Source organism: Mycoplasma sp. 3341 (assembly GCF_051549855.1).
In the GTDB taxonomy this organism is placed as follows: Bacteria; Bacillota_I; Bacilli_A; order Mycoplasmatales; family Metamycoplasmataceae; genus Metamycoplasma.
The window spans coordinates 1-20,627 of record NZ_CP196080.1; the positions used below are offsets into that span (position 1 = coordinate 1).

General features: G+C 32.4%; 14 protein-coding genes. 12 read left to right on the forward strand and 2 right to left on the reverse strand.

What is annotated here, in order from left to right:
* The first annotated feature begins 18 nt into the window (after positions 1-18).
* From ACSH40_RS00005 to ACSH40_RS00015, 3 genes are read left to right on the forward strand one after another with little or no spacing between them, the layout of a single operon-like run.
* The gene (locus ACSH40_RS00005; protein WP_438341522.1) at positions 19-1,404 is read left to right on the forward strand and encodes a DnaA ATPase domain-containing protein; all 1,386 of its coding nucleotides are present in this window, start codon (positions 19-21) and stop codon (positions 1,402-1,404) included.
* A 9-nt stretch (positions 1,405-1,413) separates the two neighbouring features.
* Positions 1,414-2,550, forward strand: a complete 1,137-nt coding sequence (dnaN, locus tag ACSH40_RS00010) for a DNA polymerase III subunit beta (RefSeq protein WP_438341523.1) — start codon at positions 1,414-1,416, stop codon at positions 2,548-2,550.
* Positions 2,550-2,765: an RNA-binding S4 domain-containing protein gene (locus ACSH40_RS00015; RefSeq protein ID WP_438341524.1), complete on the forward strand. Its 216-nt coding sequence runs from the start codon at positions 2,550-2,552 to the stop codon at positions 2,763-2,765. Before dnaN ends, ACSH40_RS00015 begins: the two co-directional genes overlap by 1 nt.
* Positions 2,766-2,837: 72 nt before the next feature.
* On the opposite strand, the gene tpx is transcribed toward ACSH40_RS00015, so the two are convergent.
* Positions 2,838-3,320, reverse strand: coding sequence for a thiol peroxidase (tpx, locus tag ACSH40_RS00020; protein ID WP_438341525.1), 483 nt, complete (start codon positions 3,318-3,320; stop codon positions 2,838-2,840).
* A gap of 232 nt (positions 3,321-3,552) precedes the next feature.
* Between tpx and ACSH40_RS00025 the strand changes: the two genes are divergently transcribed.
* From ACSH40_RS00025 to ACSH40_RS00055, 7 genes are all read left to right on the forward strand, one after another.
* Complete coding sequence (locus ACSH40_RS00025; protein WP_438341526.1) at positions 3,553-9,204, forward strand: PDxFFG protein; 5,652 nt, start codon at positions 3,553-3,555, stop codon at positions 9,202-9,204.
* Between the two features lie 8 nt (positions 9,205-9,212).
* Positions 9,213-12,248: an ABC transporter substrate-binding protein gene (locus tag ACSH40_RS00030; RefSeq protein ID WP_438341527.1), complete on the forward strand. Its 3,036-nt coding sequence runs from the start codon at positions 9,213-9,215 to the stop codon at positions 12,246-12,248.
* 2 nt (positions 12,249-12,250) lie between these two features.
* On the forward strand, positions 12,251-13,309 hold the full coding sequence (locus tag ACSH40_RS00035; RefSeq protein WP_438341528.1) for an ABC transporter permease: 1,059 nt from the start codon (positions 12,251-12,253) through the stop codon (positions 13,307-13,309).
* A gap of 29 nt (positions 13,310-13,338) precedes the next feature.
* Positions 13,339-14,325 carry an ABC transporter permease gene (locus ACSH40_RS00040; RefSeq protein WP_438341529.1) on the forward strand — a complete coding sequence of 329 codons (987 nt, stop codon included), beginning with the start codon at positions 13,339-13,341 and terminating at the stop codon, positions 14,323-14,325.
* A gap of 7 nt (positions 14,326-14,332) precedes the next feature.
* Positions 14,333-15,541 carry an ABC transporter ATP-binding protein gene (locus tag ACSH40_RS00045; protein ID WP_438341530.1) on the forward strand — a complete coding sequence of 403 codons (1,209 nt, stop codon included), beginning with the start codon at positions 14,333-14,335 and terminating at the stop codon, positions 15,539-15,541.
* A 131-nt stretch (positions 15,542-15,672) separates the two neighbouring features.
* A complete protein-coding gene (locus ACSH40_RS00050; protein WP_438341803.1) occupies positions 15,673-16,899 on the forward strand; it encodes an ABC transporter ATP-binding protein in 1,227 nt (408 codons plus the stop codon).
* A complete protein-coding gene (locus ACSH40_RS00055) occupies positions 16,899-17,888 on the forward strand; it encodes a hypothetical protein (protein WP_438341531.1) in 990 nt (329 codons plus the stop codon). Before ACSH40_RS00050 ends, ACSH40_RS00055 begins: the two co-directional genes overlap by 1 nt.
* 41 nt (positions 17,889-17,929) lie before the next feature.
* On the opposite strand, the gene eno is transcribed toward ACSH40_RS00055, so the two are convergent.
* Positions 17,930-19,297, reverse strand: a complete 1,368-nt coding sequence (gene eno, locus ACSH40_RS00060; RefSeq protein ID WP_438341532.1) for a phosphopyruvate hydratase — start codon at positions 19,295-19,297, stop codon at positions 17,930-17,932.
* 135 nt (positions 19,298-19,432) lie between these two features.
* Here eno and ACSH40_RS00065 point away from each other — a divergent pair, with 135 nt between their 5' ends.
* Both ACSH40_RS00065 and ACSH40_RS00070 read left to right on the forward strand, forming a co-directional pair.
* Positions 19,433-19,891, forward strand: a complete 459-nt coding sequence (locus ACSH40_RS00065) for a hypothetical protein (protein WP_438341533.1) — start codon at positions 19,433-19,435, stop codon at positions 19,889-19,891.
* Positions 19,881-20,591, forward strand: a complete 711-nt coding sequence (locus tag ACSH40_RS00070) for a hypothetical protein (RefSeq protein WP_438341534.1) — start codon at positions 19,881-19,883, stop codon at positions 20,589-20,591. Before ACSH40_RS00065 ends, ACSH40_RS00070 begins: the two co-directional genes overlap by 11 nt.
* The last annotated feature ends 36 nt before the right edge of the window (positions 20,592-20,627 follow it).

Consider the following 20,627-nt stretch of genomic DNA (forward strand, 5'->3'; position numbering starts at 1 on the left):
TTATTTATAATTTTTTTTATGACTTCAAATCACAATGAATTTACTTCAAAAGAATTCGACTTAGAAAGCAAAAACACCCTAATTCAAGAAGATTTTCTTTCTTCTAATACTGACCAAATTCTTTATGACACATTTTTGAGTGAACTAAAGTTAGTTGCAGAGTATGATGATAGAGTTTTCTTGTTAACTAACAAGAATAATTTAAAACTGACTGAAGATGAAAATGTTAAAGCTTATGTGTTTCGGGTAATCAAAGATGTTTTTAATGAAAACAAGCACGTAATTTATATAACTGATATCAATGATTTGCCTAAAAATATTCAAAGCAGTGCTCGCCAAAAACCTAGTTCACGTGTAGCAAAGTCTTACAGAATTTCATCATCATTAACACTGGATAAATATGCGCAATTAGAATTTAACAAGTCAGCATTAATGGGAGCAAAAGTAATAATTAACGATGGAGAAGAGGCTACTTATACTCCAGTATTTTTCTATTCAGCATCAGGATTTGGAAAAACCCACTTGTTGCATGCTATCGCTAATGAGTTAGAAAAAAAGGGTAAAAGTTGTTTTTACATTACTCCTGAGCTTTTTACTCGTGACATAGTTTTAAATTTGCAAAATAAAAATCAACAAGCTATTGCTAAATTAATTGAAAGTTTAGGACAATATGATTGTTTAATGTTTGATGATGTGCAAGAATATGGAAGTAGAGACTCAACGCAGAGTGTACTTTTTAACATTTTCAACAACCATATTGCCAAAAAGAAACAAATTATTGTAACTGCTGACAAAGAACCACGTGAACTGGGTGGATTTGAAGATCGTTTTATTACTCGTTTTTCAGCAGGATTAGTTTTGCAAATTAACCGTTTTAATAATAATGATGTTGAAGAAATGTTTAGATTTCAATTCAAACAAGCTGATATCGATCCAAACATTTTCGATGAAGAGTGTTATAGCTTTTTTGTGCGGAATTTTTCTTCATCAGTACGGGCAATTTTAGGAGCAATCAATAAAATAGCGCTTTTCAAAAAGAATGATACTGATTTTAGACCAACATTAACTTATCTAAAACGCACAGTATTCCAAAACACTGAAGCTGACATAGATTCAATAACACCAGAAAAAATTATAGAAACTGTTGGTAAATATTACAATATCAACAAAAAGGATATTCTTGGCAAAACAAGACTTAAGCCAATTGTGCAAGCACGCCGGATTGCAATGTTTGTGATTCGTACTAACCTAGATAAAACATTCCAGGAAATTGGAGACATTTTTGCTCAAGCACACTCAAGTGTAATGGCAAGTGTTGAAAGCATTGAAGCAGAAGCTAAAACAAACAATGCTTTAAAAACAGCACTAAAAAAAATTGATGATAATATTCGCAAGTTGAAATAGGAGATCAAGATGTATATAAAAATTTCAAAAACTCAACTAGATAAAGCCTTAGAAAGAGCGGCTAAAATTTACGACGGAAACACATATCTAGCTTCGCTGAAAGGAATTTTGATTGAAGCGATCGACTCAAAAGTTACATTCATTGTCTCAAGTGAACAATTGGCAATCAAACATACTATTCTTTCGACAGGTAAAGAAATTGAACATTATGACATGGAAACATGTCAGGTAATTGAAGCCGGAAAAATTTTGGTTCCTTTAATTTTATTTAGAAACATAGTAAAAAACTTAGATGGTATTATTGAACTTAAGAAAAGCGGACAAAATTTATTGGTAAAAACCGAAAACGACAAATTTGAAATCAGCCTAATGGATCCATTTGAATATCCAGAAATGGATTTCAGACAAATCGGAAACAATGTAAGCTTGAATATTGAAGATTTAAAATCAATTTACAAAAATGTCGCTTTTGCAACAGATTTTAACAATGTGACAAATCAAATAGTTTTGAATATGATTAACATTGAAGCAAAAAATGGAGCTTTAATAGCCACTGCAACTAATAGTTTTAGACTAGCAAAAATGTCAATTCCATTTGATAAAGATGTTGAATTTTCATTCTTGATATTACCTAAAAACTTAAGAGATATCTTGAATTTCGAAATTAAGGGCGAAGTTGATTTTAATGTTGACGAGTCAAAAATCAGTCTTACTTATGATGGAACAATCATTCAATCAAGCATTTCACGTCTTCAATATAAAGATACTTCAAAGGTTATTCCCAAAACTTTTGACAGCGTTTTAGTAATCGATAAGAAAAATTTAAGCAGTCTTTTGACGAAAGCAAAATTATTAAATAGTGAAAAAAACAACAAAATTAGGCTTACCATTGCTAATGGTGTATTAAGCGTTTCAAGTCAAACAAGTGAAGTTGGTAAAGCAGAAATTAAAACTACTGATTTCAAATATGGAGAAGAAAAACTTGATATTCTTGTAATTAATCGTTACTTGACTGATGCCATCAATGTTTTTGAAGGACAATTAAATATCTTATTCGCACAAAATAATCAGAGAATAGTTGTAACTAGTCAAGAAAATAAAAATATTGTACAATTACTTACACCACAGAAAGGACACAGTTCATAATGCTAATTGAAATAACAGGTAAAGAAATTAAAATTTCGCAACTATTAAAAAAAATGCGCATCATTGAAACAGGTGGAAGAGCAAGATATTTCATCGCTACACACGAAGTAACTGTCAATGGTGAAAAAGTAACAAGTCGTGGACAAAAAGTCTATGTTGGTGATATCGTTTGAATTGATGATGAAATTTATAAAATCGTTGAAAAACAAGAATAATTAAAACAAAAGCAGCCTTTTACGGGCTGCTTATTTGTTGAAAAAAGTGCTTATTTTGAGTACTTTTTCAGTCTAAAAGAATTTCATTACTTCTTCATAGTTAGGTTCTGAAGCAACTTCTTGACAATATTCAACATGAACAACTTTGTCATTTTCGTCAACTACAAACACTGCTCTTGTTAAAAGTCCTAATTCAGCAATTCTTGTTCCTGTTTTTTTACTAAAGTCACGATATTTAAAATCACTTACTGTTACAACTTTTTCATTATTTTTTGCTGCACATCAACGATTCAAAGCGAAAGGTAAATCCATTGAAATAACAACAACTGGATTAGGTTTCGATTTAAATTCATTCATGAATCTTGTTGTTTCCATTTCACAAACACCTGTGTCAATTGAAGGGATTGAAAAAATTAGACGCTTTTGTCCTTTTAGATCGGCTGAACTAAAGTCTGAAAGATCTAGATTTGTTGCAACAAATTCTGGAAAGCTGTCTCCAACTTTTAATTGTGAAGCTTCTAAAGTTACATTGTTTCCTTTAAATTTAACTTGCATTTTATCTCCTTAGTGAGTGGTTAATCACCTTAATTTTATCAATAGTTAACAAACTTTTATGCACAAAAATGCCCCCTTTGTAATGAACAGTTCAACTGTTAACAACACAAAAAACCTCTTTATATGTTATACTTATTAAGTATATTTATTTTTTTATATATTTCATATATACAAAATTTTCACTCAATAACACACCAGAATGTGTTGTGAGTGTCAACAGAAAGGGATTTTTATGGCATTAAAATTAAGTGTTAAAGTAGCAATCACTCTAGGAGCAATCGCAGCAGCATCCGGTGCTGTTATTGGTACTATGATTGCCTTTGCTAAAAACTCGGACGAAGTTAGAGGGAAAATTTCTCCAACTGAAAAAGATAAGTTTAGCAACGACTTTAGCAAGATGTATGCTAACAATGAATTAAGTCCTGAAATTGCAATTACTAACCCGCTAAAAGACAAAGATGTTGCTGGCTATGTGGAAGATGCTGATGGAAATGTATTTTTCTACTTCAATGAAGACAAAAACACAAAATTAACGTTTGAACAATTCTACTCAGAATACTACAAACGTTATCAAGAATCATTTATTTTCAAAGTAACTTATGGATCATTTCACTTCTACGATGAATATGTTCTAGCAGTTAAACCGAAACAATTCTTAGAATTTACCAAATGATTTATCACTAATGTCGCTTGAGGACCAGATTTAATGACTTTAGATAGTTTTAGAATCGTGCCAGGAGTTGAACAAAACGGTAACTCAATCACTTTAGGATCACACTCAACTCTTCACAAGGAAGAAAGTGAAATTAAATTCTTCCCAGATGCATTCTTTGGTTCAATGCCTATGTTCTCATCAGCTGGGGGACAAGGAAATGCAAGTGACTCATTAACTTTCTCAGTATTCGAAGACAATAAAGACAAAGCAACAATTGATACATTCTTAAAGAATATTCCTTTAGCAACAGTACTGCAAAACACACAACTTCAAGGATTTAATGGCAAAGCAGTCAAACCTTTTAACGCTATCATCTATCCAAGTGCGCTTATTGGGCAGCAATTTTTAGTCTTAGACAAAGAGAACTTACAATATAGCGAAGACCCTTCTGTTTTAGTTGTTAATGAAGATCTAAAAACTATTATTCTTCCAAAAAATATTACTCAGGAAGAGTTTGCTAATCTACAAAACGGAACACTTTCACAATACAAAGACTGAAATACAAGTTTGAGTGATTATAAATTAATGACCCTGAAAGGTTTTGCTCCTGGAACAAAACAAACTTCAGCAGGTAGTCATGAAATATTATGAGTAAGATTTGAAGACAAAGATGGTAATGTAGTAGACACTGCTCTGGTAAAAGACAAAAAAACCTTAACACAAAATAGAAGTGAATTATCTCTATCATCAGCTTGGCAAGAAGATATCAAAGGGTTCCTTGACTTCTATGATGTGCAAAATTACGCAAATCAAAAAGTTTATTTAATTAGCAGTGAAGATGGAAGCCAAAAACAATTCTTTGGTTCAAAACTATCAGCATTAAACTCAAAAATAGCAAGAAGCCAAAATTTCAAACTTATTAGTGCAACAATAAAATCATTAGACGTTGTTAATGAAAACGATAAATGAAATCTAAAAATCACTTTTGAAGATGCACAAGCTGAAAAAGACCAACTTGCTAGCCAAGAAAATTCTTCTGTAGCATGAGTTGACAAAGTAAATGATATCTTGGGTAGTTTAATTAAAGGTGACAGCGATAAAAATTGAAGTGATATTCAATCAATTTTAAATTCTTCAAAAAATAATTCACAAGCTAGAAATACAACCCAAGATAGTGACACAAATCTTCTAAACAGTGTAAGCTCATTTTCAACAGATATTGCAAACAAAGGAAATGAAGCACAGCTTGACTTATTTACCTCACTAAAAGATTCATTGGGATATGTTGGATCAATTAACCCACTAATTACTGGAATGACTCCACTTGATGTTAGTGCCACTGATGAAAAAGGAAATTTACTACCAGAATTAGAAAGACGTAAATATCAAGTTTACATTGAAGCTTACCCAGGACTTTTAGATAAAATTGTTCGTAAATTCCCTGAAATTCTTTATAAACAAACAGGACCTCACATTGCAAAACATCTAAATGACAAAGGTTACTATGAATATACTCTAGAAAATGGAGAATTCTATGGATTTAAAGATTCTGATCGGGTAGGATTACCATTACTAATGCAAGCAGTTTTAGATGATTTTGAAGGTATCTCAACTGACTTCTTAAAATACGTTGGAACCCACGAATATGGACACCACTTAACATTAGAAAGAACTCAAGCTATTGATGATTCAAACAATGCAGTTCTAGTTGGAGGAATTTCAACTCGTGGAGGAGCTACAGATAGCTCATTCTATTCAGCAAAAGCGCTGAGAAATTACTTAGAAGCTAGAACTAACTTAGATTTCGACCGTGTAGATGCTAATGGAATCCCAACTGAAAATGGGAATTTCGTAAGATACAAATTTATTAACAACAAGGGTGAATGAATTACCGAAACAAAAGACTTAATTTGAGGAAAAAGTTCAACAAGTGCTTCAACATCAGAAATTGTTGCAAATAAAGAACGCCGTTTCTTGCAAGACTGAGATGGAATCGTTGAGGCCGCTAAGCTAAGAGGAGTGGGGCTAAGAGATTTATTCTTTGCTAACTCATTTGATGAAAATTCTGGAACTCTAAACCCATTCATTAGCAGTGCTTTAAGTGGAATTAATAATGCTAAAGTATTTACAAAAACTGAAAAAAATAATGCGACTGCAGGAGCTGGTGAATTAGCAACTTACAAATTCGTTCCTGCTACCGCACAAGAAGTTTTAAGTAACTTTACCGATGGACAAAACACACCATTATCACAATTCTCAACAGTTCAACCAGATGGTGAAATCAACGTAAGAGTTTTTGAATGGGCAACCAACCAAGATGGTCAAACGGTTATTGCCAAAGTTAACTTAAAAACAAAAGACAATCAGCCAATTTTCAATGTAACATTAAACACTCCACTTTCAGCTTCGGATATTAATTATCTAAGAACTCAAGAACAATTAATTAACTCAAGTATTAACAACTTAGTAATCACTCAATTTAATGACAGTGGATGAAATAATGCCGGAACATTTTTAGGTGGAAGTGCTAACGTTTCAACAAGAAGTGTTGCTGAATCAGGAATCTCTACAGATGTTGAAGAATCACTAATTAAAAGAAATTCAAGTGCTGCTGATTTCACTTCTTCAAACAACAACCAATTGTTTATAAATGACCCACAACAACCAAACCGTGGTGAATATACTCGTTTCAATTTAGTAGGAAATCAAGCTAACTTAGGTTATGACTTGTGACTAACTTACAACACACTATTGCAAGAAGTGCAGTTAGGTAAGAAAGCATATACACAAATTGATAATTCTAACTTTGCGAAAGTACTAGGATTCACAAAATCAGGTAAAAAATATGATGAATTTGTATTTCCATATGCTAAAGATGCTGCTTTCTTAAAAAACATTTATTCATCTAATGACGGTTTCACACAGAGCATACAATCAGCACTTCAAAGATTTAGAGCTCCAGCTGCCTATGGGAAGTTAATGTCTGACTTTAGATTCGGATTTTTAGATTATTTAGGAGTTTTATCTAGTGGAAGCACTGATCCACAAGACTTAGCAAAAAACAAGTTTGCGCTAGTAAGAGCAACTCAAACTGAAGATAATAAATTAGTTCCTGAATTAGTTTCTACTCCTTCGTTCGGAGCACTTAGAGATGCTCTTTTTGATGAACAAGGAAGAGAAGTTATCGGTATTGCAATAAAAACTACTGGTTATGCAATGCAAGTAGAAAAATATAAACTTGTAAACTTCATCAATAGCAAAAACGCAAAATGATTAAAAGTAAAAGTAGGTGACTCATTACAACCTACACCAGTATTCATGTCAATGTATGACTTGATGAGTTTCGGTTCAATCGATTACTCAAAGGCAACTAAATCAATCAACGATTCTAAAGTAACATGAAACTGAGACATTGATTATGTAAAATCAAAATTTGACTTAGATAGCTTCAAAGAATACTTGTTAGAAAACGAAAAAGACAATGAAAAATTAAATCAAATAACTGAGTCAGAACAATCTCTAGCTAATGAAATGATGTATCGTTTCAGACATTCAGGGCTATTCCTAGGGGTTAAAAACTTTAGTGTCGTTGAAAGCTTAGACAAAAATGCTGCCTTTCTTTCAAAAGACTATGGAATTGATGTTTTAAGCCCAATATTTGCTAATTACTATGAAGATCCGCAACTTGTTGCTGAACAAAAAGCAAAGGACAAAAACAGCCTTGCTTATTCATATGATCAAATTATTGATGCAGTTAAGAAACAAATGGAATCGATTGCTAATCGAAGAGCAAATGATGATGAACAAAAAGAAACCCTTTTAAAAACTCTAGAGCACAACTTTGATGCTCATGACTTATCGATGTTTATGGGTAATATCTTATATTTCCAAAACTACGGAATTCGTTCATATTACGTAGATATCTACTATGGAATATTGTCAGATGGTGAACCTTCATCAGATGTTATTGACTATGCAGCAACAAGAACCGAATCACAAATTCAAGATAAATTCACTGACTATGTTTACAACTTACCAGAAACATTAACACGTGATTATGTGCAAACTACATACATTCCTTCAACTCAAAACTTTGGTAACTTACCTAAATATTTGAGCAATGTAAACGAAGCTACAACCGGACTTGACTACGTTGTTGATGGTACACAACTAAATTACATTAATTCAACACTAATCGATATTGATTCTATTGCTAATTCAGTTGCACTTGCGTCATCATATAAAGCGCGTGTTGATCGTCTAGAAAAAGATCAAGCTATCTATCAAAAATATAGCTATCTAAAAGAAAAACAAAGTGAATACAAAAAACTAAGTCAGCAATTAAATGACAATAGTGAAACTCTAAGTGCCAAAGAAAAAGCGGATATTCAAAAGAAACAACTTGCTCTTGCTGAAGAATTATTAAAAATCTCGAAAGAAAGACAAGAGGAACTTGTTGCATTAACTGAAGAAATGAATAAAAATTCAATTCAAGCAAGTGATATTAATACGGACCAAGTGCCTAGGTCTTCATACTTTGGACAATTTATTACTAAGAGTAATGGATATTTCAAAGATCGTTGACAAAAAGAAACTATTGGTGCTGAGCTTTACGATGATAATCTAAATGCTATCCAAGACGATACTATTCGTATCAAGGATTGAAATGGAAACAAAATCACAAACCGTCCTGAAGCATTCTTTGTTTCACAAATGAAAAACTTTGGAGTTGGTGAAAGAACTGTTGCTGGAATTTTCAGAAATAAAAAACTTGATGCTATCTCAATGTATGGTTTTGTTAAAAAAGAACAAGCTGAAAAAATCAAATATCTAGAATTTACTGATGTTGATAGTGGTAAAAAGCTATACCTACCAGTAAATATTGCTAAAACTAATAACTTATTCTATTTAGAAAAACAAGGTGACATTACTTCAAAACAAACCCTTGAAGATAAATATGGATACACTTCATGACTAAGTGACTATGCTCTAATGGCTAAATATAGAAACACATTGTTAGAACCAAAACACAAATACTATGTAAACTTTGCTAACGAAAACAAAGAAACATTGCCAGGATTTAACATGACTGGATTTGACTTTATGTCAGAAAACGGAAAAGCTGTTGAGCAAGCACCAGTTAAATTAATTAATAACGCAGCCAACGCAAATGGCGACATTAACCAAGTAATTATTGATATTGACTATCAATTCAACATAACAGGATAGGAGGAACAGTGAAAAAAAATAACTTGTTAAAATTACTGTCCACTCTGCCACTCGCAAGTATTGCATTAGTACCAGCTATTGCGGTTTCTTGTGGTTCAAACGAAGAAATAAAGTTAAGTTATGACTTGGGTCTGACTGCTGAACCAATCAATAACCTAAACTATGTTCGTTATAAATCAATGGACAAAATTTTACCTTCACTAGTTGATGCATTCCTTAAAAATGGGCCAACAACTAACTTAAAATCAATCATTCAAACAAATAACTTCTATATGTCAATGGTTGATACTTCAAAACTAAAAGATTCATCAAATTTTGATGACTTTTTCAACATATCAAAAGACAAATTGAAAGAAAAAAATGGATATGGTGAAGTTAGTGGTTCATACTATGGAATTCATGATTTCCAAATTCTAGGAGGAACCGGACGTCCTTCTTTAGGAGCAGATCCTACTAGACTTGCATCACTTTATGCTTTCAGAAACCCTCGTAACCCAAATAATTACATGGCTGTAACAGGGTTTGTTAATGATCAAAAAAATAGATGAAGCAATGGAGATTTCGTTACTGCAGCCGATATTCGTGCTTACTTAGAATACATTTTGGATCTAAACACAGGTTCGCAAAAACTAAACAACATTGAAAAAATTGGTCTAAAAGGTGTTGATGAATTTATCGCAATTCAAAAAGAATACGCACTGAAATTCGGAAGAAACTATAAAAATCCTTTTGGTTACCGTAAATATATTGAAGCACCTTGATCAACTAACGATAAAAAAGAATACATTGAAGATGCCTCAGAAGAAGCTTGAAGCTCACAAGTTCCTGGTGACCAAGAATACGTTGAAAAAATCAAAAAAGCTGCAAAAAACATTGGTTTCTACACAGGGCAAATCTTTAGAGATTACACTAATGAAGAAGTTGCCAAATCATTGTCACTAACAGAAAACAAAGCATTTTCAATTAACAGTGACATTCAAGACTTTACAATTTTGAAAAATGGTAAGACCTACAAAGTAAAATTAATCAAAAACGAATTCTTGAATCCTTATCAATCATTTACTGTAGATTCAGCAAATGGTTCCATAACTGCTGATATTGCCACTCTTTCAAACGATGAAAATGCATTCACTATTGTTTTTGATGAAAACAAAACACCAAGTTTAGCTTTCCTTCTTTCACGAGTTTTAGACAAACTTTATCCAATCAATCGTAAATATGTCGAAATGGAAGCTGGAGGAATTGATAATTATGGTTCAGAACCTTCAAAATTCTTAACTTCAGGGCCTTTTATCATCAAAGATGGTGATGTTGTTTTAGGGCCTCAAGGATACTTAATCCTAACTAAAAATAAAGACTACTTTGATGCAGATAATGTAATTTCAAACAAAATTAAGATTTATTTCTCAACTGATAAAACAATTAACTCAACATTGTTTGAAGATGGTTATGTTTCACAAGCATACATTCCAGCAAACAAAATTAATAATTACTGATCTGATCCAGTTTATAAACAATATCTAAACAAAAACTCCGGATATGGAACAATTGCATTTGGATTTAATCTAGATAATGAAACAAATGCGCAAAGTTATATTCAAGATCAAGATTTAAGAAATGCAATTTACTATGCAGTAGATCGTGAAGCCATTCTTAAATCAGTTGGTTGAGACTTTAGTTTCCCAGTTATTACTTGAACTGCTTTTGGACAATATAAAGCAGCAGATGGTAAAAACATTGAGTTATATTTCAATGATCAAGACACATTGACAAGAAACAATGTGAAATTACCAATTCAAAACTATGATTTCTTTGTACACCAGTCAAAATCATACAATTTTGAAAAAACTGATCGTCGTGACCTAGCTTACAGTCAAGATATTGCTAAATATTACTTAAATAGATTCAAAGCAAAACACCCTGGCTTAAAATCAATATCACTACGTTACATAAATAATTCAACAGATGAACATAAAAAAGCCGGTCAATATCTAAAAGAAGCATTAAAAGTTATGTCAGATGGATTTATTGTGATTGAAAACAAATCGTTACCAGAAAACACATATGCTTCTTGAATTGAAGAAGGAAAATATGACATCATTTACCAAAACTATGACCGTATTGGTGGTAGTGGTGCGTCTGACTATGTAGTTGCTTTCTTTAAAACTGACGAAATTGACTCACTTTCACAGAAAAACATTGGATTTAAGAACAACCCAGTTGGTTCATTTACATACGCTGATTACTTATCGGACTATGTTTTACAAGCATTGCAAAATTCAGGGCAAAGTGATTTAACTAAAGAAAAAGCAGTACTGCCTTATATCAACAAAGTTTTAGAAGAAACAAATGATGTTGCTGCTGACAAGTTCCAAAATGCAGATAGCACTGCTAAACAAAGTGATTTTGTGCAAAAATATGCACAAGTTATTGCTAAATCACTTGCTCTTAAAGCAGAATCAAAAGATGAAAACCTATGAACTGACACAGTGGTAAAAAACGCTTTAGAATACCACTGAACAACAAATGACAACATTAAAGCTTCAAGAATAAATCGTTTATTCAATCTTTATGTAAAACATACTTACACAATCAATCAAATTATTGATTTTACAAAACAAAAAGATCCTAACTATCCAGATGAAAAAAGTCTTGAAGAAAGACTTATGATTGATGAACACTTGAAAAATGCAACTGAGTCACAACCCGACTACTGAGCTAAATTTATTGATTTAGCTTACCAAAGAGAAGGTGAATCATTAGTGGATTACACTGCTAGACTAAGTGCTTTCTTCTCAGGAAACTTTACAAAAGAAGAAAGAGAACAATACTGAGATAGTGAAGCAAACATTTTCCAATTTATTGCTTTATTAGAAAAAGTTGTGCGTGATGCCAGCCCAGTTGTACCACTAATGGAAGTTGACACCAACTGAGAAATTACAAAAGTTGGTGGAACTTCAAGCCTATATACATTCAACTTGCAATACGCTTATGATGTAACCAAACCACCAAGACCAGGACTACCAAGACAGAGAGGAACATAATAATGGCAAAAGAAAAAGTTTTATTCGATAACAAAATCTACCAGCTCAATGATAATAAAGTGCATTTTGGTAGTCAGAGAAACAGAAAAATGACATTTATGCAAAAAATGTCTGCTATCGATTCTCCTGTTCTTCGTGCACTTTGAAAAGTTCTAAAAATCGCTCTTGAATTTATCATTATTGCGTTTATTGTTATTACCATTACTTTCTTTTTAATTAACTTAGTCCCAGGTTCTAACTCATTAACAAGTGGTCTAGATGAAGCATCAAGACAAGCAATTGAGAAAAAATACGGTTTAGATCAACCACTAGGATTAAGATACTTAAGTTATCTAAAAAATCTATTCCACGGAGATTTCGGTATCTCATTATCTCTTTTCCCAGGTCAAAACATTAACTCATTTATTTGATCTCGTTTCTATAAATCATTCTTAGTTGGAATTTTCTCAGTCTTACTAACTGTTGGAATCGGAATTCCACTAGGAATCTGAGTAGGAAAAAACCCAGGAAAAATTGTTGATAACGTTTCAACCTTCTTTGTTTCAATCTTCAGTTCAGTGCCTTCGATTGTTTTTGCGCTAGTGTTACTATTCATTGGTCGTCTAGTTAATCTTCCTTACATTTTTGAAGAACAAAACTTCGCAACTTACATTCTTCCTGGTTTAGCTTTATCGCTTGGAAGTATTATTGTTTACATTAAATATATAAGAACCGAATTAAACCGTGAGCTAAATTCAGTGCATGCTAAGTTTGCTTACTTAAAAGGTTTATCGAAAAACCGTTTTGTGTGAAAACATGCATTAAAACCTTCACTTTTCCCAATTGCCACTTTCTTCCCTGCTGTTATCTTTGGATCATTCATTGGAAGTATCTTCATTGAACAAATTTTCTTCATCGCTGGTTCAGGAGCAACTCTACTACAAGCAATTCAATCAAAAGACTATAACGTTATTCTTTTCTTAATTGCTATGTTTGCCCTATTAACTATTCTTTCATATGCTTTCCGTGACATGCTTTACGAAGCAATTGACCCACGGGTAAGAAGAAGAAGAGGTAAATAATGAGTTGACTGAAAAATAAATTTAGTAATATGAAGAAAAGACAAGAATTGGGAAAAACAAACCGCGAAAATATCATGGATGCACCAAATCAGTTTATTCAACCAATTAACTACCAAAAATGAAAACTAATTGGAGAAGCATTTGATTATCAAGCTGATACTCACATGGGTTCTCAACCAAAAATCTTCCGTGAATTCGTCTATCGTTTTTCTAAAAACTTTGGAGGAGTAGTAGGATTCTTAATTCTTGCAATCTTAATTATTTTTGCCTTAATTATTCCATTCTTTACTCTTAACCCAAATACCCAAGACGTTAATAATCGTTTCTTAACATTCAGTAGTTCTGACAGTAATGGTGTTTACCACTTCCTTGGAACTGATGATCTAGGACGTGATATTTGAGCAAGATTATGACATGGTCTTCGTTATTCATTAGGACTTGCATTTATGGTTACTTTGATTGAAGTTGTGATTGGAGTAACATTTGGTATTATGATGGGACAATTCAACAAATTTGACGTTGTTTTAACCTTCATTATCAAAATTATTTCAGTTGTTCCAACCATCTTAATCTTGATTCTAATGACTGTTGTTGTTAGCCCAAGTTTCTGAGTAATTGTCTTCTCACTATCACTAACTGGATGAACCGGAATGGCAAACCAAATAAGAGCTCAAGTTAAAAGAGCAAAATACTTTGAATGAGTATCTGCTTCAAAAGTTTTAGGTACTCCTACTTGAAAAATATTGAAAAATTATGTTCCAGTTATCTTGCCAATTTTAATTACTCAATTAGTATTTACCATTCCTGGAGTTATTCTTTCTGAAACATCACTAGCCTTCATAGGTTTATCAATTGATGATGTTTCAACTCTTGGAAACTTAATTAGTCAAGGTCAAAAAGTGTTCCCTCAATACTTAAGATATGTTTTTGTTCCTTCTTCAATCTTGATTTTAATCACAACTAGCGTGCAATTAATTGGTGCTAGTGTGCAAGATGCTTTAAGAAGACAAAGATAGGATTGATATGAATGAAAAATATTGCCTAATCAAAAGAAGTCGTAAATTTATAAATAAGGTCAAAAACACTGACTGAAAATACTTTTTTACCCCGGGAAAACAAAAACACTTTGACTGAGACCATTTTTTCAAAGATGTTCAATTCGAAGAATTTAAAGACGGAACAAAATTAAAAATTGCAGCAGAAATTAAAGATGTTAATTTATCATTCAAAAACCCTGCTGTACCAGGACAAAAAAACAAAGTTTTACGTGGCCCAAGTTTAAAAATTTATGAAGGTAAAGTTCACGCCATCATTGGTGAATCTGGTTCTGGAAAGAGTGTTATCACTTCTTTACTATATGGGCTAACCGGAGAAAATGCAATTATTGATAGTGGTGAAGTTAAACTTTACAATAACAATGTTGAAAAATTCAGTCTAAAAGATTGAGAACGTAGTCATTATCGTGGAAGAGTTGTGTCAGCAGTCTTTCAAAACCCAATGTCAACACTAAATCCGACAATGAAAGTTGGAGAACAAATTATGGAAGGAATGTTATTGAACGGAGTGGTAAAAACCCGTAAAGAAGCTCGTGTAAGAGCAATCGAATTCCTTCAATTGACAAAAATTAATGACCCAGAAGCTGTTATGAAATTGTACCCACACGAAATGAGTGGGGGAATGATTCAACGGGTAGTTATCGCAGCAATTGTTGCCCTAGAACCAAAAATTCTAGTTATGGACGAACCAACAACTGCTCTTGACCCAACTGTTCAAGCTTTAGTTTTAGATGTCATTAAAGATTTACAACAAAAATTGAAATTATCAATCGTTTTCATTACTCACGACATCGGAGTAGTAGCGTCAATAGCCGATTACATTTCAATTATGTACGCGGGACAAATCATCGAAGAAGGTTTAACTAGAGAAATTCTAAAAAACCCGCAACATCCATACACATGAGGACTAATTATGAGTATGCCTGATGTTAATAAAGGTTCTAGATTAGCAACTATTCGTGGTTCAGTTCCTTCGAATCTAAATAACATTGTCGGTGATGCTTTTGCAGTTCGTAACGACTATGCTTTAGATATCGACTTTGTACAAGAACCAAATTTTTACTGAGTAAGTGAAACTCACAGAGTAAAATCAGCTCTACTTGATAAAAGGGCGCCAGAATATGTTCCACCACAATTGATTCAAGACTTATGAAAGGAGTTTAAAAATTCTAAATAGTTATGGATACAACAAATAACAATACAGAAAACAAACTTCTTACTGAAAATGATGTTTACATTGAAACAACCAAAAAATGAGGTTTTGTAAAAAAACAACAAATTAGAATCAAAACTCCCGGAACTAACGAAATGTTGGCTAACAAAGATAATCAAGAAGTGTTAGCAACTATCAGAAACGTAGATATTACCTATGGTTCTGGTTCAAAAGCTTTCAAAGCAGTAAAAGACTTGAATTTAAATATTTATAAGGGCGAAGTTCTAGGACTTGTAGGGGAGTCAGGTTCTGGAAAAAGTACCATTGGTAAAGCACTAGTGGGACTAATTCCTTATAGTTTTGGCCAGATTAAGATGTTAGGTAGAGAATTACCTAAAAAATTACAAAGAGGTTGAAAAGTAGGTAAAGCACTGAAAGAATATAAAGAAATTGAAAACTTCATGGTTAATAAAGTGCAAATGATTTTCCAAGACCCTGCTAACTCACTTAACCCACACATTAATGTTGAATCAGTTGTTTCAGAAGGGTTAAATAACACTAAGAATGCTCGTTTAATTTACTTAAATTCTTTAGATCAAGCAGCGATAATTGCAACATATGAAAAAATTAAAGATTTAGCTAAATTTGAAACAAGAAAACCAATTTTATATAAAGAAATTAAGCAAGATCCAAAAGATGCTTTTGAATGTCTTTATGTAAACTTTGCTTCAGAACTTCTAGAAAATAGAGAACAAGAAGCACATGATGTTCTAATGGAACACAAAAAAATTCGTGAAGAAAAAGAAAACATAACAGAACGTGAAGCAAAAAAAATCTTAGTTGTGGAGATTTTAAAAAGTGTCGGACTTGATGATTCGGTTTTACGTCGTTATCCACTAGAATTTTCAGGAGGGCAACAACAACGTATTGGTATCAGTCGTTCAGTAGTATTAAGACCTACTCTTCTTGTTGCTGACGAACCGATTTCAGCGCTTGACGTTTCTATTCAGGCTCAAGTTGTTAATATCTTCAACGATTTAAAAGAAAAATATGACTTAACTATTGTATTTATTGCCCACGACTTGCGGATGGTTGAATACATTAGTGACAGAATAGTTGTTATGAACAAAGGAGTGGTTCTAGAAGTTGGAACTACTGAACAAATAATGCACAATTCATTACACCCTTACACAAAATCACTTTTAGATGCAGTTCCTTCAATTGACTCAAAACAAGGAAGCTTAATTGGGTATGTATATGATTCAAAAATTCATGAATATTCAGAATCAAACCAACCAAAATGATTGAAAGTAAATGATGATCACTTTGTTCTAGCAACCGAACAAGAATTAGAAGAATGAAAGAAAGGAATATACAAATAGTGAGAAAAAACAAAAAAATATTTAATATATTCGCTGTTTCTACACTTTCTCTTACTGCTTTTATGCCTTTAGCAGCTATCTCTTGTGTAGAAACAAATAACAAAGACACTAAAAATCCAGTGCAACAAAAATCTTTATCAGAAAGAATTGCTGAAAACTTATCTCTAGTCACTTCTGATACTCAATCAGAACAAAAAACTAAAGACTGATTGCAAAATGGTGCTGCTCGTAACTTATTAGAACTTAAATACGATCAAGAGAAAAAACTATTCTACTATACAACTGAAATAACAGAGAACAATGTTAAGAAACTAATTAATCGAGAATTGGTTAAACTAGCAAGTGATTTTGAAGTTCCAGCAAACACCACACTAAAGGCAGCAGTTGCTATAGACCTTGCAAAAAATAAATTATTGTTTGAAGTTTCTGCTGAAGAAGGACAAAAAGGTACTTTTGAAATTAATGATGTTAAACCATCAGCAAGCACTGCATCAATACCAAATGCTGATTTAAGAGCTAAAGATGATACTTTAGAATACTTGACACTTGACAGTAGATCAAAAACAAACCCTACTTATTTTGTTCCGCTACAAGCACCAACAATCAAAGAGGGAATTAATTTAGTTCCAAGTAATGAAAATCTAGAATTATTGAATAAATTTAAAGACCTAAGACAGCTTGTAATTGATACTTTCTTTGAACCACTTACAAATGTTATCGGTACAAACAAGAAGACTAGACAAAATACGTTCACTTCAAAATGAGGACTATTAGGAAAAACACAATCAGTAATTACCACAGCAGTAATTTCAAGAATAGATTACGCTATATATACTGCGAGAATGTCAGAAGATATATATAATAATCTTTTTGGTGATCCAAGCAAGGATTATAATGATTTTAGAAATACAATGGATCCAGAACAACAAATAAACTACACTTATTTAAAGCAAAAACTAGAGCAAATGAATAATTCTGGAAATCTATAATAAAAGTAAAAGACTCCGGCTTTCGGAGTCTTTTTTGCTACTTATTTATAAAGATTGAAAAATGATGCTAAACCTTTAAATTCACTATCTTTTGCTAATTCTTCTTCAATTGCTAGCAAACGATTGTATTTGGCAATTCTGTCAGTTCTAGATAGAGAACCAGTTTTAATTTGTCCTGTGTTGAAAGCAACTGCTAAGTCAGCTAATGTTGTGTCTTCTGTTTCTCCTGAACGGTGACTGACAACAGCAGTCATTGAAGCTTTGTTTGTCATTTGGATAGCTTCAATTGTTTCAGTCAATGTACCAATTTGATTCATTTTAATTAACACTGAGTTGATTGATTTGTTTTCAATTGCTTTTTTGATGAAACGTGGGTTAGTTACAACTAAGTCATCACCAACTATTTGCACTCTGTTTCCGTACAATTTAGTCATTTTTTCAAATCCCGCTCAGTCTTTTTCTGAGTGCGAATCTTCGATTGAAATAATCGGATATTTATCAATTAATTTCCCATAGTATTTAACTAATTCATCACTAGTAAATTCGTATTTTGTTTTGTTGTATTTTCTAAAACCGGGCATCTTGTTTATAACTGCATTATGGAATTTTTTAAACACGTATTTTTGAGTTTCTTCGTTGTAAAGTTCGCTTGCAGCTGCATCCATTGCTATCGCAACAGCATTATCACCTTCACGTCCGGGCTCAAATCCTGCTTCCTTAATAGCTTCAACTAAGAAATCTAAAACTTCTTCGTGAGTGTGTAAGTTAGGTGCGAATCCACCTTCATCTCCTACTTGTACTCCGTGTCCTGCTTTTTTCAGTAGTTTAGCTAGAGTATGAAATACAAAGTTAGCCATTTGTAATGCTTGACGGAATGATTTTGCCCCTACTGGCATAATCATAAATTCTTGAAAGTCAATAGTGTTTGAAGCATGCTCTCCGCCATTAATTACGTTTAACATTGGCAGTGGCAATAAATGAGCATTTACTCCTCCTAAGTAGCGATATAAAGGAATGTTTAGTTCTTGACTAGCGGCACGAGCTGCGGCAATTGAAACTGCCAATGTTGCATTTGCACCAAGCACTGACTTGTATTCAGTACCATCTAGTTCATTAAGCACACGGTCAATTTCTCTTTGGTTTAAAACTTCAAAACCAACAAGTTTAGGAGCGATTTTTTGATTAACATTATCAACTGCTAGCATTACTCCTTTTGCTCCGAATCAGTTTGAAGCATACTGTGAATTTTTATCACGAAGCTCTAAAGCTTCTCTTGAACCTGTTGAAGCACCTGAAGGAACTTTAGCACTTGCTGTAACTCCTTTTTCAGTTGTTAGAACAACTTCAACAGTTGGATTTCCTCGACTATCAAGGATTTCACGAGCGTGTATTTTTGTAATTTTCGACATATTACCTCTCTTTATTCTTAATTTTATACAAATTAGAATAAGAAAGCAAGGGATTTTTTTCCCAACTTTGTGTCAAAATAGTCAATCTGAGTGTATGTTGTAATAAAATTTATATAAATTATAGAAAGGACAAAAATGGTATTTAAACCCGAAGAAATTCAAGAAGTGATTGATCAAAATTCAACCAAAAAATCAACCATTTTATTGAGTCTATTAATTTTTAAAGGATTTGGCATCCCGAGTCTATATTTAGGAAAAAAAATTAATGCCCTTGTTTGATTTTTATTAGGGCTTCTAGCAACTGCTTTAATTATTACTGGAGCTGTAATTATAAACACTACTGATATTGCTAAGGATAGTAAAGGTAATATAACAAATTCAAAAGTATTTATTGGATGAATCTTGGCAATCGGATTCTCAATTTTATATTTTGCTATTAGTATCATTTCAGCTGGATGAGATTTAGTGTTAATTTTATTAGGTAGACTAAAAGATGTAAACGATAAGAAAATAGTTTTGGAAAAAGAGAAAAAAGAACTTGCTAATTTCTTGGAAATGGCTAAAAAAGCCCAAGAGGAAAATAATGAACAATAAAGAATTGGAACTTCAAAAAGTCAAAGCACGAGTACTTGCTAACTGAGAAAATGATCCAATTGCAAGTCTTTATGAATTAAGATTAACAGCCAAAGATGTTGATTTGTTTCAGTATCGCCCAGAATTAAGAGAGCTGGAACAAGCAATCTTACACAGACTTTTAGAGAAAAAAAGAGAACACATTGAAACTCAAATCACCACAGAACAATTGATTGATTTGTTGGCAGAAAACCCAATGGGATATGACTGAATGCTTTTTTACAATGCTCTAAAAATGAAGGATGACTTAAAACAAAAAGCTACTCATTTTAATAAATTGTTTAATAAGAAAGAAGACATTGACATTTTGATTTTTACTTTATTAAGCGAAAAGAAAATTGACTATGACTACAAAATAGGCGAAACAGTCATAAATCCTGCAAAATGCGTGAGTTTGAAAGATAATGATGAAATTACAAACACACAAAAAATGATTGTTGACACGATGAATAATGATGTTGTAAGAGCTAAAACAGCAATATCAGTTTTCTATGTGTTCATAACTAGCAATTGAAAAGATTATGCGCTAGGCAAAGAAATTAATTGTTTAGACACTATTGTCAATGTAACTGACACATTGCTAGGAATTAAAGATGAAAAAAGTTTGAATGCTGAAGAAACTAAATTGTTCGAAGTGTTGAAGAAAACAAGCAATGTCTAGGACACTAACAAAGTGTTTTTAGTTTATAATTTTATA